At 40.8% G+C, this 14,943-nt stretch carries 18 protein-coding genes; 3 read left to right on the forward strand and 15 right to left on the reverse strand.

Features of this window, described 5'->3' with window-relative positions; translation table 11 throughout:
* The 14 genes from RZO55_RS10870 to RZO55_RS10935 are packed head-to-tail and all read right to left on the reverse strand — an operon-like array spanning position 1 to position 11,494.
* On the reverse strand, positions 1–306 hold the full coding sequence (locus RZO55_RS10870; protein ID WP_318064300.1) for an acyl carrier protein: 306 nt from the start codon (positions 304–306) through the stop codon (positions 1–3).
* Between the two features lie 25 nt (positions 307–331).
* Positions 332–1,192, reverse strand: a complete 861-nt coding sequence (locus RZO55_RS10875; protein WP_318064301.1) for a hypothetical protein — start codon at positions 1,190–1,192, stop codon at positions 332–334.
* Positions 1,182–1,784 carry an indolepyruvate oxidoreductase subunit beta gene (locus tag RZO55_RS10880; protein ID WP_318064302.1) on the reverse strand — a complete coding sequence of 201 codons (603 nt, stop codon included), beginning with the start codon at positions 1,782–1,784 and terminating at the stop codon, positions 1,182–1,184. The genes RZO55_RS10875 and RZO55_RS10880 overlap by 11 nt, the downstream gene beginning before the upstream one ends.
* A 15-nt stretch (positions 1,785–1,799) precedes the next feature.
* A complete protein-coding gene (gene iorA, locus RZO55_RS10885) occupies positions 1,800–3,533 on the reverse strand; it encodes an indolepyruvate ferredoxin oxidoreductase subunit alpha (protein WP_318064303.1) in 1,734 nt (577 codons plus the stop codon).
* Between the two features lie 7 nt (positions 3,534–3,540).
* Positions 3,541–3,960, reverse strand: a complete 420-nt coding sequence (locus RZO55_RS10890; protein ID WP_318064304.1) for an SRPBCC family protein — start codon at positions 3,958–3,960, stop codon at positions 3,541–3,543.
* A 25-nt stretch (positions 3,961–3,985) separates the two neighbouring features.
* Positions 3,986–4,915, reverse strand: a complete 930-nt coding sequence (locus RZO55_RS10895) for a GNAT family N-acetyltransferase (protein WP_318064305.1) — start codon at positions 4,913–4,915, stop codon at positions 3,986–3,988.
* Positions 4,916–4,938: 23 nt separating this feature from the next.
* Complete coding sequence (locus RZO55_RS10900; RefSeq protein ID WP_318064306.1) at positions 4,939–5,166, reverse strand: hypothetical protein; 228 nt, start codon at positions 5,164–5,166, stop codon at positions 4,939–4,941.
* 26 nt (positions 5,167–5,192) lie between these two features.
* The gene (locus RZO55_RS10905; RefSeq protein WP_318064307.1) at positions 5,193–6,161 is read right to left on the reverse strand and encodes a 3-oxoacyl-ACP synthase III family protein; all 969 of its coding nucleotides are present in this window, start codon (positions 6,159–6,161) and stop codon (positions 5,193–5,195) included.
* A gap of 22 nt (positions 6,162–6,183) precedes the next feature.
* Entirely contained in the window at positions 6,184–7,392 is a 1,209-nt protein-coding gene (locus RZO55_RS10910; protein WP_318064308.1) for a nucleotide disphospho-sugar-binding domain-containing protein, read from the reverse strand.
* A complete protein-coding gene (locus RZO55_RS10915; RefSeq protein WP_318064309.1) occupies positions 7,325–8,128 on the reverse strand; it encodes a sugar phosphate nucleotidyltransferase in 804 nt (267 codons plus the stop codon). Before RZO55_RS10915 ends, RZO55_RS10910 begins: the two co-directional genes overlap by 68 nt.
* 13 nt (positions 8,129–8,141) lie before the next feature.
* A complete protein-coding gene (locus tag RZO55_RS10920) occupies positions 8,142–8,639 on the reverse strand; it encodes a hypothetical protein (protein ID WP_318064310.1) in 498 nt (165 codons plus the stop codon).
* 23 nt (positions 8,640–8,662) lie between these two features.
* Entirely contained in the window at positions 8,663–10,717 is a 2,055-nt protein-coding gene (locus tag RZO55_RS10925) for an aldehyde ferredoxin oxidoreductase family protein (RefSeq protein WP_318064311.1), read from the reverse strand.
* 14 nt (positions 10,718–10,731) lie between these two features.
* Positions 10,732–11,346, reverse strand: a complete 615-nt coding sequence (locus tag RZO55_RS10930) for an accessory gene regulator B family protein (RefSeq protein ID WP_318064312.1) — start codon at positions 11,344–11,346, stop codon at positions 10,732–10,734.
* Between the two features lie 4 nt (positions 11,347–11,350).
* Positions 11,351–11,494 (reverse strand): cyclic lactone autoinducer peptide, encoded by a 144-nt coding sequence (locus tag RZO55_RS10935; protein ID WP_318064313.1) that lies wholly within the window; start codon positions 11,492–11,494, stop codon positions 11,351–11,353.
* A gap of 229 nt (positions 11,495–11,723) precedes the next feature.
* Between RZO55_RS10935 and RZO55_RS10940 the strand changes: the two genes are divergently transcribed.
* Genes RZO55_RS10940 through fdhD form a run of 3 tightly spaced genes read left to right on the forward strand, consistent with a single transcriptional unit; the run spans position 11,724 to position 14,657 of the window.
* On the forward strand, positions 11,724–12,461 hold the full coding sequence (locus RZO55_RS10940) for a LytR/AlgR family response regulator transcription factor (RefSeq protein ID WP_318064314.1): 738 nt from the start codon (positions 11,724–11,726) through the stop codon (positions 12,459–12,461).
* On the forward strand, positions 12,458–13,792 hold the full coding sequence (locus tag RZO55_RS10945; RefSeq protein ID WP_318064315.1) for a sensor histidine kinase: 1,335 nt from the start codon (positions 12,458–12,460) through the stop codon (positions 13,790–13,792). The genes RZO55_RS10940 and RZO55_RS10945 overlap by 4 nt, the downstream gene beginning before the upstream one ends.
* A 31-nt stretch (positions 13,793–13,823) precedes the next feature.
* On the forward strand, positions 13,824–14,657 hold the full coding sequence (fdhD, locus tag RZO55_RS10950; RefSeq protein WP_318064316.1) for a formate dehydrogenase accessory sulfurtransferase FdhD: 834 nt from the start codon (positions 13,824–13,826) through the stop codon (positions 14,655–14,657).
* A gap of 126 nt (positions 14,658–14,783) precedes the next feature.
* On the opposite strand, the gene RZO55_RS10955 is transcribed toward fdhD, so the two are convergent.
* Complete coding sequence (locus RZO55_RS10955; protein WP_318063716.1) at positions 14,784–14,936, reverse strand: hypothetical protein; 153 nt, start codon at positions 14,934–14,936, stop codon at positions 14,784–14,786.
* Between the last annotated feature and the right edge of the window lie 7 nt (positions 14,937–14,943).

Genomic DNA, 14,943 nt, shown 5'->3' on the forward strand with positions numbered 1-14,943 from the left:
TCACAACGCCTCTACAATATCATTTTCCTTTTCATAAACAAGATAGGCAGTCTCAACCACTTCTTTGATGGTGTTTGCCGGATTTTTAAGGAGATATTTTCCGATGTTCTGCATCTGGATGTTTAAGCTGTATTTCTTTTTTAACTGTTCGATCATCTCAACAAACATCAGGGAATCTCCGTCTAAATCATCAATGACAGATAAGTCTTCCTTAAGCTCTCCTAAGGAAACTTCACACTCATCGGCTAAAAATGAGTACACCATTTCTTTGATTTCTTTTTTTGTCTCTTCATTTAATTGTCTCATATGATATCTCCTTTGTTCTTTTCCATCATTCTTTGATATTTTTTAAAAATAAGTAAAGGCAGCTGCTTAAGATAACTGCAATCACCAGAAAACCAGCCAGTTCTGTAATATCTGTGGCAACTCCATTGATTGACTGATTGATAAACATGGCAATGATCACAATGACAAGTACCATCTGCTTAATCACCATAACCGGTGCTAAGAGGTAGCCAAACTTATTTTTTTTCATAAGTAAAACGCCTGCCAGAATACCCGTTGGAAGAAGAATGGCAAGATCCAGAGCCTGAATCACCAGTGTGGTGTAATGCCCCAGTTCGCCTGGAACCTCCTGGTTTATAAGGGGAACACAAATCCGTTTTAACCACATCATGCCAGCTAATACCGCAGTTATAATCAGAATGACTCCTACAAACTTTTCCGGAAATCCTTTGTCTAATCTGGATTGTATATCTTCTTCCCATAAAGAAAAAAATGTCAGAATAAAAGCGAAAAAACAGGCTGACAACAATGCCACATAGACTAAAAACAGTCCGTTATACATCGCTCCAAAGGAATAAGTCGTATACGTATAGAGAAGATATCCCAAAAGCCCAAGCAGAACAAATCTGCCTTTTAGAGAACCTTTACCTGCAGCGAGGAACGACCACAGCAGTGTGGGAATTCCCAAAACCAGAGTTATTACATCCTGAGCTCTTGCCTGTAATGCCATGGATACGGATTCATTCTTATAAAGCCCCTGTCCATACGCCATCACAAGATTTTGATGGATGGAACGTAACGGGATTTCTCTTCCTCCGCCTGCTAAGAATATTCCGGAGGCAGCGGCAATTCCGGCCAGTATAACGATTAATGCGGTTAAGATACCGATTGACTTTCTATATCTCATGATTCTCCCCATTTGGTTTCTTAGATTTGCTGTTTTTATATCCAAGTTCGAACGCTTTTAAATTGATGTCTACCAGTTTTTCCTGCACTGCTTCTTTTATGGCTGCATGCCATTTTTCTTCCTCTATGTCAATGGCGGCTGCCAATGCTCCGATAAGAACCACATTTACCGTCTTATGATTACCGGCTTCTTTGGCATAGGCAAGGGCATCAACAATCTCATAATGAATTGGCAGAGCCTGAAACCGCTCCTCCAAATCCTCCGGATACTCTGCTGCGCCGGTGATTACCGGCATAGGATCAATCCGTTGACTGCTGGTAATTAAGGTTCCGCCCGGCTTTAGCCATTCCACGTATCTGGCCCCCTCCAGCATCTCAAAGGCAAGAATTATATCTGCAGTTCCTTTCTCTATGATGGGTGAATAAATCTTTTCACCAAACCTTACATAGGTAACTACGCTTCCGCCTCTTTGAGACATGCCGTGCACTTCAGAAACTTTAACATCCAGTCCGCTGTTTTGAGCCATCTTTCCAAGAATTCTGCTGGCCAGCACTGCTCCCTGACCCCCAACTGCTGCTATAAGAATATTCATCTCACTTTCCCCCTCTTACGCCTCTTTTTTAATGGCATCGAATTTGCACACTCTGGTGCAAAGCCCGCATCCAACACAAAGCTCTTTTTTTATCTCTGCCCTGCCACGGGAAAAGGATATGGCGGGACATCCAATCTTCATGCATGCTTTACACCCTTTACACTGGGTGATGCTCAGAGGCTTATGGATCAAAGAGGAGTTTTTAAGAAGCACACAGGGACGCCTGGTTATGATTACGGAAGGCTCTTCGGCTTGTGTCTCTTCTGTCACGATTCGCTCCAGCTCCTCTATATCATGGGCATCTACGGTTTGGATCCGTTTTATTCCGATGGCTTTTGCCAGAGCAACAAAATCAACAGCCTGACTTTTTTCTCCCCGAATGGTACAGCCGGTTCCCGGATGATCCTGGTGCCCGGTCATGGCAGTGGTTGAATTATCAAGTATAATAACCGTAGTATTTCCCTTGTTATATACCACATCAATCAGACCTGTAATCCCGGAATGGATAAAGGTGGAATCCCCGATCACTGCAACGGTTTTCTTTGAGAACTCTTTTCCTCTTGCCTTTTCAAACCCGAAAGCCATTCCAATGCTGGCCCCCATGCAGATGGACGTATCCATAGAACTTAAGGGTGCAAATGCCGCCAGGGTATAACAGCCGATATCTCCTGAGACATGAAGCTTTAGCTTATTTAAGACATAGAATACCCCTCTGTGATGGCAGCCCGGACAGAGAACAGGAGGTCTTACAGGAATGTCTTTTGTAAGTTCCGGCGTTACTCCATTCAATGTCTCCTTAAGCACAGATGCCCGTATAATCTCCTGATTTAACTCTCCAATAATGGGAATCACTTCTTTCCCTATGACCGAAAGCCCCCAGGACTTAATCTTCTCTTCTATTATGGGCTCCAGTTCTTCAATGACATAAACCGTCTTACAGTTCCTTATAAATTCCGTAATTTTTTTCCTGGGAAGAGGATAGGAAAGGCCTAATTTTAAATAGGAAGCATCGGGAAGCACCTCCCTGGAATATTGATACGCAATGCCGCTGGTAATAATTCCAATGTCCCAGCTCCTGTATTCCACCGTGTTAAGCTCCGTAGTCTCTGCAAATTCTTCCAGCTTTCTTAACCGCTCCTCTGCTATGACTCTTCTCTTTTTTGCTACTGCCGGTGCCACGATGTACTTGTTGGGATTCTTATCATACTCCTTTAACTGGTACGGCACTTGCCCCAGTAGCTCCACCATGCTTTGTGAATGGGATATCCTGGTATTCAGCCTGAGAATTACAGGCGTGTCAAAGGTCTCACTGATTTCCAGCCCGAATCCTACAAAATCCTTGCATTCCTGGCTGTCTGAGGGTTCCAGAACCGGAACCTTAGCCGCCATACCATAATATCTGGTATCCTGCTCATTCTGGGAACTGTGCTGGCTTGGATCATCTGCAACTGCAAGCAGCAGACCTGCGTTCACTCCCGGATAGGAAATGGACATAAGAGCATCAGCCGCTACATTTAAGCCAACATGCTTCATAGAAACAATGGTTCTGGCTCCTGCGATGGAAGCCCCGATTCCCACTTCTAAGGCTACTTTTTCGTTGGGAGACCATTCTGTATTAATGGATTCATATTTACTGATATTCTCTGTGATTTCCGTACTGGGTGTGCCTGGATAGGCGGATGCAACTGTTACCCCATATTCATAAGCACCTCTTGCAACTGCCTCATTTCCTAAGAGTATATTTTTCATACGTGTATCATTTCCTTTCGAAATGTTCCTGAAGATTATGAATATCGTTAACAACCTTTTGAAAATGTATTTCCCGTTCCGGGTTTACCACACCGGCTTCTTCCATGGAAAAATCCACAGATATCCCCTGGTCGTTTACTTCAAAGGAAAAGCTGCCTACAGGCGTATAAGGACCGTTTAAAATTAAGAAAGATATCTTTTTATAACGGTCACATTCTATGATTTTATAATCTGCTTTGATGGTTCTTGCAGGAGGGCCGTTCATCTCCTGCAAAAAAACAGCACCAGCACCAATGGGCTCCTCTGACGGATATTCTGCCGATTTGACTCCAGGCCGCCATTTCTTATTGTTTCTTCCATCTAATATAAATTCAAAGATTTCGTCTAATTCTCCGTGTAACACGACGCTTGCGTTTGCATATGCCACCGCTCTGTCTCCTTTATCTGTAGTACTAAAAAACTTCATTATCCCCAATGACCAGATTACAGGTATCTCCAAGAGAAACCGGTGCCTTTGTCAGGGGGGTGTATGCTATTAAGTTACTGTATTCTGTGCTTTTACTAAATCCGGCACGTTTAAAATAATCCGCATAAAAGGTAGAGCTTAACACGTTAATGAGTGAAACCGGTTCTTTTATAGTGCCTGCTGCCTTTAATAGCTCCAAAAAGACAGCCTCATTCTCCGCTTCCACATCAAGAATATGAATCCGTTTAGAAGGCTGGTAGTATTTATACACCACATACCCTCTCACGGTTCCCTCTTCCTGATAAATAAATATTTTGTAATTCCCGGAAGCACGTTTTAAATAACGCCAGGAAAAGTAATTCACCTCTTTGATGATGGAAAATGATCTTCCTGCCGGAATCCTTAAGACAAATTCCGAAAAAGCTTCTTTCCACAATGGAAAATTAAGAGGGGTAATGGACATGATCCGCTCATCCTCTAACGGATCAAATTCCACATCTTCTACTTTTTTTTCCAGGTAATAATTCTTGGGAAATGTAGTCCACCCCACTCTGCGATGCCCTGGCAGGGAGTTTTCATTGGGCAAGCCAACTAAAATCTTTATGCCCCTTTCTCCGGCTTTTAAAAGTACATGCCGCCCAAGCTTTGTAAACAAATGGCATCCCTGATATTCTGGTGTAACAAATACGTTGTTGCACAGCCCGCTCTTTACCAATTGCCCATGGAAAACAGCCCTGCTTTGCAGGATACAGTATCCTGCACATAGAACAGTCTGGTCAAATGCTCCATAGACAAGATTACGGGAATCAAAAATCCATTCATAATCCTGCATATCAAAGGACCGGTTAAATGCATGTTCCCATCCTCTTACAAACTCAAGTTTTTCCGAATCTACGGTAAGAAGTCTAAATTCCATGGCACCACCTCATATCATTGGTTTCACTTAAGTGATTTTTTTGCTTCCAGGTTCTTTGCCAGCTCAGCAAATGTCATGGTTTTTTCCACTTCTTCATCCTCAATATCCATATCCAGCAGCTCACTCAGTTCAATGATGAACTGGACCAGATTCATGGAATCAAATCTCTTCGCTTCTTCCAGTCTGGAAGTGGGCAGGATATCGGCATCCTCAAAAACACCTGAGGCAAGTGTCATAATCATATCTAACATAGTTTCATTCCCCTTTTCTTCTCCGCCTATTTGGTATCATGTTCTTTTTTCAGATAACAGCCGCCCCAGGACAAACCTCCTCCAAAGGCTGCAAGAAATACATGATCTTCCTTTTTTGCTTCTTCCGACTCAAGATATTCGTTTAAGGCAATGAGAACGGAGGCACCCGCGGTATTTGCATATTTTTCCACATTAATGAAAAATTTCTTATCAGAAATGTCCGTACGTCTGGCGATTTCTTTGATGATATTTAAATTGGCCTGATGAGTGATAATCCGGTCCGCCGCTGCCTCATTCCTTTTTGACAGGAGCTCAATCAGCTCGCTTCCTTTTTCACAGGCAAAGCGGTACACGCTTTGTCCCTCCATTGAAAAATAAAAATCCCGTTCTTTTTTAACGGCTGATGCCGGAAGCATACTTCCTCCTGCCGGAACCTGAATTACATCACAGCCGCTTCCGTCGGAAAAGAGCAGGATGTCTTTCAGTTCATAGGCTCCCTGACTGGATAAAAGAACAGCTGCTGCCCCGTCCCCGAAATAAGGGAACGTAGCAATGTCTTTGGGATTTAATAACTTGCTGTATACCTCCGAGGCCACCACGATCACATTCTTCGCTCCATCTTTTATAAGGGAAGAAGCGATTTTCAGCCCGTAGATTCCTCCGCTGCAGACTGAATTAAGGTCAAATGCATAGGCATTTTTTAACCCGCATATATCCTGTATCCTGGTAGCTGTGGCAGGCTGTATCCGGTCAGGAGACGATGTGGCACAGATGAGGGCATCCACCTCTGTGGGGCGGATCCCCGTCTTATGTAAGAGCTCCTTCACTGCCATGGCTCCGATATCTGAGGTGCACTCATCTGTCACATGTCTTCTGGTCTTAATTCCGGCTTTTTCTTCAATAAGCTGCCGGTATTTTGGCGGAAACTGGTCTAAATCATGATTGGATATTTCATTGTCAGGCAGGTACTGCGCCGTATTTACAATAAAAGCCATAATCCATCTCCTTATCTACGTATCAGAACAATTGAAACTCCTGGTCTAATTCATCAACCACATGTTGAAATCCAGGGGACTCTAAAAAGGATTTTCGATACTTTGATAAATTCTTTTTCATATTATCATCTTCAATTACCTGAAGGATCAGCGCCTTTAAGTTATCTTTCCGGAACGCTTCGGTGTTTGCCATAAACAGCTTCCCGCATCCATCTGCTTCCACCACTCTGCCATTGCTGGCCTGCTCTGCATGCCCGGGGCATATAATAAGCGGAGTTTCATAAAGAATGGAGTCACTGATGCTGTTAAAGCCCCCGTGGGAGATAAATAATACAGACCGCTTTAATACCTTCCGGTATTCTTCCAGGCTTAGATTTTCGTAAATCTTTACGTTATCCGGTAAGTTTACTTCATTTACTTTATTATTCCTGTTGCCGCCAAAGGATACCACAACCTGATATCCCAGGTCTTTGGAAGCATCAATACAGATATCCCAGTAGGTGTGGCTGAAACAGATGGTCCCAAGGCTGATGAATATGGTATCTTTTTTTTCAGTAAGGTTTTCTTTATCCACAAATGCAGGGCCTACAAATTTAACATTGGAAGGATATTTATAGCCGCCCGGATGAAAATCCCTGGAGGTCACCACCATGGTGAACTTCCCTTCCGGCTCCATGATATTCCATGGTTTATCAACTACCTTACCATACTGCTTTTCCAACCGTTTTATGATGGTGTTAAACTTTATGATATAGGGAATGGAAACCGCCGCGCTTTTTACCAGACTCAGGGTAAACGCCGGAGTTTCTTTCATCATGATCTTATCTCCCATAAAGCTGCTTACAAAATATACATAAGGAATATGAAAGTACCTGGCAGCAATCTTGCTCCAAATGGCTAAGGTATCGCATATAATAAGATCCGGCTTCTCTTTTTCCACCTCTTTCATCATGAAGGGGAGGAGCTTCTCTGTAAATGTATAAAATACATAGAGCAGATTCATAAACTGGGACTGAAGCTTCTCATCTGCTGCAAGCTTATTGTAATAATGATAGAAATCATCGGGGTATTTTCTCAAATCCACCCCATCCATCTGGTCAAACTTGTGGAAATACTGCTCAAAGGTATAATAAATAAGGGTCACATTTCGCTGGGACAATTCCTTACACAGGTTGAGCTGAGGGTTTACGTGTCCTGATACCGGAAGACTGATAAACATGATCTTTTTCAATTTCCTTTTTCTCCTTCTCTTCTAACTCTTTCATTAAGACAGTTGCCTCATATAACTGTTCGAAGGTTCCCGCATCTGTCCATTTGGAAGTTAAAATCCCATAGGTAAGCTGTCCCTGTTCTGCATAGCGGTGGAGAATATCAGTGGTCTCATATTCATTTCGTGAGCTTAATTTCATCTGCTTCAACAGCTCAAATACTTCTGGCTTAAAGATCCATAAACCGGTATTGACGTAATTGGAAAATGGTTCTTTGGGCTTTTCCACCAACCTGGTGATTTTATTTTTCTTAAATTCCACAACGCCGTAAAGCTTTGGATTATCAGACTGGGTAATAAGTATCTTGGCACTGAATTCATCTTTCTCTGATTCAAAATCCCTGACAAAGGAGGTTAAATCCTCCGTCACAATATTATCGCCAAGAATGACCATAAACTCGTCGCCCCTTACAAATTCTTCCGCACATAATAAGGCCGCTCCGGTTCCTTCGTTGCCTTCCTGAATCTCATAATGAAGCTTTACCCCAAACTCTTCACCGGTTTTTAAAAGCTTGTAAAAATGCCCTAAATATTCTCCGCTTGTCACGATCAGGATATCTTTAATCCCTACTTTAGCCAGGGTCTCTATGGGGTAATAGATCATAGGCTTTTTATAGACTGGAAGCAAATGTTTGTTGGTAATGATCGTTAACGGATTAAGACGCGTTCCGTGACCTCCTGCTAAAATAACACCTCTCATAATCAACACCTCTCTACTTATGTGATTTTTTGTTTCTCTCAAGTTCTTTTTTTATTTGCTTTTTTAAAACAGAATATCTCCAATTCATAAAAGCCAGATGATTTGGAACCAAACAAAAAACATAATAATAGTGTAGAAACTTATTTTTTCCAGAAAGTATATGAATATTTTCCAGGATAACCCCTCCATCAGCCGGGTGTAAATTAAAGTATGCCTTCCCTCTCATGGGACCGCCCGCACTCTTAAGTACAATTGATTTTCCCATTACCACTTCTGTTACTTTTAATTTGTAATAGAACAGGGGCATGGTAAACCAGATGGTTCCAATACAGCCTGTTTCCAACTGTTTCCGGTCATAACTGATCCAAAGAGCCGGCATAAAGTCAAACCATTTATGGAACTTTTCTCTGTCATACACATGATCAAAAACAATGTCTATTTGATCCTGAGAAATGGGAATATAAACCTGTGACCGTATCTCAATTTTTTCTTCATTATTTAACCAATCCATGGGATATCCGCCTCTGTGGAATACTACTCGCTTTTCATATGACGCAGTGCCTTTTCGTCCTGCTTTGTCATCAGTTTACAAATCAGGGAGCTCATAATCTCATTGATCCTGTTTTCTTTTCTAGTCAATTCTGCATTTAGCCCGATTTCTTTTAATAAATCTTTAACAGAAATAACATCATCAATATCTGTGGCTTTTGCTTTATCTATATACATGGAAATGCCCAATTCCTGAAAGCGTTTTACGGTAGGAGTCCCTTTTGGAGTCAGACCTCTGTACCGGAAATATTCCGGCAGCATCCCTTCTTCTCCTCCAACTTTAATGGTAGTGTCTTTAATGAATTTATCTTTCACGCCAGTTTCTTTCTTTCGCTGGGGCCAGTGATAATCTTCCAGTTTCAAACCGCAAGCCACATTAAATGCGTTTTGAAGCTGATAAATACGCTCTCCGGCAAAGTACATGTCTTCATCAGTCAAATCAATATTGAGTATTGCGTTTGTGACCTCTGCAAATTCATTAAAATAAGCAACGCCCGCACTTGGAAGTGCAGTTATGGCAAAAAGGCACAAACCCAGGCAGTCAATGACATACTTATAATTTTCATGCCAGCTCACCACGCGGCCTTTTTTCTCTACTTTAGAAAAATTCTTTTCCGCTTTTGTTTTAAAAATATGTTTTGAAACGACTTCGGAGAAAAATCCGCCAAAAACTGCAGTAAAAACATACCCCTTCAGATGATCTGCCCCTCTTGTGGAGGTAAGATAGCTTAAGGATTTTGCCAGATGGGAATTGGAATGAAGTCCGGAAGAGGACTTTCGGATACAAAATGCATACTCTTCGGCATGTAACACGATGGAAGCCCGGTATGCGCCTTCTGCTGCAATATCTCCGATACCTTCCCTGCGGCAGATTTTATACATCAGATCTTCCACATCATCTGCATTGCCAAATTCATAGGTCTTTTCCGGATCTTTAATAATGCCTCTTTGATAACACTCTAAGATAAAGCCAATGGTAGAACCTCCCTCAATGGCATCAAACCCAAGATTGTCACTTAGATTTTTCAGATGAAGAATACTGGCCCAGTCAAAGATACCGTTTAACGGACCGATGCCTGCTACCGCACCATAATCCAGACGATCTCCTTTTTCTCCTTTGTGCCGTCCTTCCATGATTTCGTATTCTCTGGCACATCCGACAGGACAGGAGATGCAGGCTTTACGTTTCGTCTCATGTTTGTATAAAAAGTTCTCAGCGTATAAATCCTTCACCTTTTTATCATCGTCCGCCTGGAAATTACGGATAGGCAAGGCTCCCTGCTTATGGTACCGTTTGATCAGCATTAAGGTTCCCTGAATGCTTCCTGATTTTAAAATAACTGATGCACGGCATTTTTTGATCCACTGATCCCGTATTTCCTTCACCTTTTTTGAATTACATACCTGTGGTTTACCAATCTTTTTTTCTACAACAATTGCTTTTAACTTCTTTGCCCCCATGACACAGCCCATGCCGGTTCTTCCTGCCACATGGCATTTTGACATGATGACGCTTGCAAAACGTACCAGATTCTCTCCCGCCGGTCCGATACAGGTGACCTCCGAACCTTTTCCATGGCGCTCCATAAGAAACCCGGTGACCTTTTCCGTATGCATCCCCCAAAGCTCACTGGCATCTAAGATTTCAATCTCCCGATTGCTTTTTATGAGGACATACACGGGTTGATCAGACTTTCCGGAAAATACCAGATGATCGATTCCCACCGCACGGAGTCTTACGTTAAATTCTCCGCCCAGATTGGAATCGCCATACGCATCGGTAATGGGACTTTTTGCCGTAATGGTACAACGGTTACTGGCTGGTAGCCCGGTGCCTACACTTGGCCCGATACCGAAGATCAATAAATTTTTTTCTGAAAGCGCATCATATTCTGCCGCATCAGAATCATACAAAATCTTTGTATTAATTCCCGGCCCACCTATGTAGTTCTTTCTAAGTTCACTGGTGATCGTTTCTAATTTCACATCACCAGTGGTCAAATTAATGTAAGCAATCTGATTGTCCTGAGTATTTTCCACGATCACCAGCCTCCTTACTGTATCCGCCTTTTTTTTTCCGGAGTGCGGCTTCGGCTATAGGTATTTTGCATAAGTCCTAAAATTTCAGTTATCACCATAAGAACAATGGTGAGTGTAACAATCCATACTCCCTGGAAAGAGGCGGCCGCAAAGCATACAAGACCAATAAGCACTTCTATTGCCAGTACGATTCGGGTACGGATTCCATAAACTTTTTTCTCCACTTCATCTAAAGGTTTATTTAAGTTTTCCACAGGAGCCAGAATCGCCGCCATGCCAGACAAAAGAATCAATAAAACCAGACCTGCGCCCCGCTCCACCATTTCGGGAGGGGTGCGCAAAAGCAGGAGAATGATTACAATTACCGCATTCGACATTAAATAGCAGACCAGTGGGTTACCTGCATGATACCCTCCCGCATGGCAGCGAAGAGGAATGAAAAGTGCCAGAAAGAGAAAACTTTCCAGTATCTGACCCATTAAAACTCCTAGGAAAGCTGCAGTTAAAATGTTAAAAATATTCAGTAACAGCATCTCAAGACCAAACTGATAAACTGCCCTGTCCTCTTCCTTAAATCTCCCCATTGAGATCAGCTGATCAGCTATCATGTTGCTTAATTTACTAACCATAGCATTAGAATTTTCTTAATTTCTTTACTTCTTTTGGCATCTCTGGCTGATAATAAATATATCCACACGCCACATTGCTAGTTGTAACTGCAGAAATAAGAGCAAGACCAGACACCATGTTTCCCATAATAACAGATAATTTTTTCATTTTTATACACTCCTTTGTATTAGAATATTAAATTAAGTTACTTAATTTTGCATAGTATAGCATAACCTCTTTCACTGTGAAATATCTTTTCATTTTCTCTATAAAAAAAAAGCAAATTCTCTTATATTTCTTTTTTCTTCTCTTTTTTCCGCACTTTTTTTCTACTTTTTTTAACATTACTATGATAAAATATTATCTAGTAAAAGAATGGAAGGAGACAGAGAATATCATGATTAAAATTGCCATCTGTGATGATGAGCCCATATTTATTGAGCAGATTAAATCTATGATAAGAAGTACATTATCAGAGACTCATATCTCTTACTTAACCGATTCTTTCACATCAGGGGAGAGTTTGTGTGAAAAACTTAAAGGAGGTACTTTTTATGATTTGGCTTTTCTGGATATCAGTATGAATGGTATGAACGGCATAGAAGCCGGGGCCAGATTAAGGAATTATTTTAAAATCAAAAAAACAATTATTATCTACATTTCTTCCTATGATAACCGGGCAAAAGAGGTTTTTTGCCTGGACACTTTTCGCTTTTTATCAAAGCCCATTGATCCTGAGCTTTTTAAAAAAGATCTTTTGAGTGCCTGTAAACGGTTAAGTGAAATACGGGACGATTTTTTTTGTTTTAAGGATATCATCAGAGGAAAATGTAATATTCCCATTGAAGATATTATCTATTATGAGATATCCAAAGGTCATAAAATTAATGTAATTACGAAAGACATCAACTATGTTTTCTATGGAAAACTAACGGAGGTATCTGCGAAATTAGAAACACAGGGATTTTTATTGATTCATCATTCCATTTTGATCAATTATAATCATATCAGGCAGATCTCTTATGATAAAGTAATCATGTCTAATGAAGCCGAACTGGCAATCAGCGGCCCTAAAAGAAAGGAAATAAGGACGAAATATTTGCAGCTCAGAAAAAATAAGGAAGATAACAAATGAACGTAATCATTACATATTTATTCATGAATATCCTACGAACTTATGTAATATATGATTTTATTGATACATTCCTAAAAAAAAGGAAAGCTCCCGCCTGGGTCATTGGAATTGCTTATACGGCCTACTATCTTGCAGGGGCATATCTGTATTTTAATTTATTTAATCCGACTTTAAATATCGTATTTAATTTAACTGCCTTTTTTATAATTTGCTTTTTGTATAAAACTTCTGTATTTAAGCGCCTCCTTGCTGCTTCTTTTATTTATATCCTATCTCTTGCAAGCGAAGATTGTACGGCGGCAGCACTCGTTCTTTTTATTGGAGCTTCTTTTAAAACCATAATACAGCAGGACCATTTTGTAATCATTGGAATCGTCTTATCAAATACCATGATGTTTGGTCTGGTTAAACAGAGTAAAGTCTTTTTTTATAAACAGGAGGTTTATAACGCGGATATTAAACCTCTTCGCTGGCTGGCTATGTTTTTGATTCCTGTGGGAAGTATCTATATCTTAAACAATATGACATTAGAGATAATCTCCAATCAGGCTGAATCTTCATTTTTACTGACAAGTGCGACTCTTGTTTTGTTGGTCGTTAATATTTTACTGTTTTACTTATATGATAAGCTTTTACTGGAAGAGAATTTAAAGTATGAGAACCTTCTGCTCTCTCAGCAGAACGATGCCTACGAAAAGCAATCGGTTCTAATCCAGCGGTTTCAAAAAAGTCTCAGGGAAGACCGCCATAATCTGCATAATCATCTTGCAGCCATATCCGGTCTGGCTGAACAGGGGCAAAACGCAGAATTGATTGAATATATAAAAAAAATCACGGTCAATGTAAAAGCCCAGGAAGCCGGGATCAACAGCGGACACCCCGTTATTGATGCATTAATTAACAATAAGCTTTATCTCTCCCAGCATTTTTATGTTAAAACGGATGTACATATTCGTCTGCCCAAAATTCTTGACATAGATAAGATAGACCTGACCATTATCTTAGGAAATCTTTTGGACAATGCACTGGAAGCCTGTATTAAACTTCCAAGAGAGCAAAGGGAGATTGCCATCCATGTCTCTGATCTCCACGGGGTTCTTACTATACAGGTGGTAAATACCTATGATTCCTCCCAGCTAAGTATTAAAGACGGAAAACCATACACTACAAAAAAAGACAAGACCTGGCATGGAATGGGGCTGAATTCCGTTAATCATACCATCAGAAAATATAACGGGGTTTTTGAATGTAATTACGGCGAACTTAAGGAAGGAGGAACGAACCTCTTTACAGTAAATGTTATGTTATATCTGCCTGATGAAGCTTACTAACCAACATATTCTGCGGGAAAAGGAGAATATTATGCCAGCTACCAATCGCATCAGTAAAAATTATAAAATTTTAGTATGCAGCACTGATACACAGTCGGAAGAACCTCAGGAGATCCTAATAGAATACAAGTTAACCATCTATGTAAACGGCGTTCGTTATGTAAACCTTATCTGCACCCATAAGAATTTACACGAATTAGTTCTGGGGAATTTATTTACGGAAGGAATTATTAACGGAATATCAGATATTATATCCATCGAAATCGAAGAAGACCGGGGAAACGCGTTTGTGAAATTAACCAGAAACGATATATTTAAAGATATGATTGAGGCAACTGAAGGCATCCGTACAGTTACCACCGCCTGCGGGAAACAGCATTCCATCGCTTATTATCTTATGAACGATGGAGATCTGTCTCCGCTGGAACACTCTTTTACCATTAACTTTTCAACAGTCATATCTTATATGAATGACTTTCAAAAAGGCAGCGACATCTACAAAACAACCCGGGGAATCCATTCCTGTGCATTGTATAATGACCGGGGGCTGCTCTATCTGATGGAGGATATTGGAAGACATAATGCCGTGGATAAAGTCCTTGGCTTCGCCATTGACCACAAGACTGATCTGTCTAAAACCGTTCTCATTACCAGCGGCAGAGTCCCCAATGATATGATATTAAAAATCATAAAAGCAAAAATCCCTATCCTGGTGGCCCGCTCAGTTCCCACAGATGCGGCAATTGAAATGGCCCAAAAATATAATATTACTCTGGCTGGTTTTGCAAGAGGAACCAAGATGAATCTGTATGCCAATGAACAAAGGCTTCTTTTTGAAGAAAAGAAAAATGGTGGGAAACCTTGAAAAAAGGCTGTTCTACAGCATTTTCAAGAGACTTATGCACATTCATTTCTGGTACATCGGTGTCATGCACGGATAACTTTAAATGCAGACCTGAGTGTGTGTATAATTCGACCACACAGCTACAAATTATATTTCCATAATAATTGGCAAAATAACAGGGGTGCGTTTTATTTCTTTCCAAAGAAATTCCCCTATATCATCCTTTAACATAGCTTTAATTTTAGCCCAGTCTCTGGTATTCTTACATTTTTCAAGGCTTGTACCAGCAACACGTCTGATCTTAACC

Origin of the sequence: Clostridium boliviensis, from assembly GCF_033342255.1 — a bacterium.
GTDB lineage: Bacteria > Bacillota > Clostridia > Lachnospirales > Lachnospiraceae > Lacrimispora > Lacrimispora boliviensis.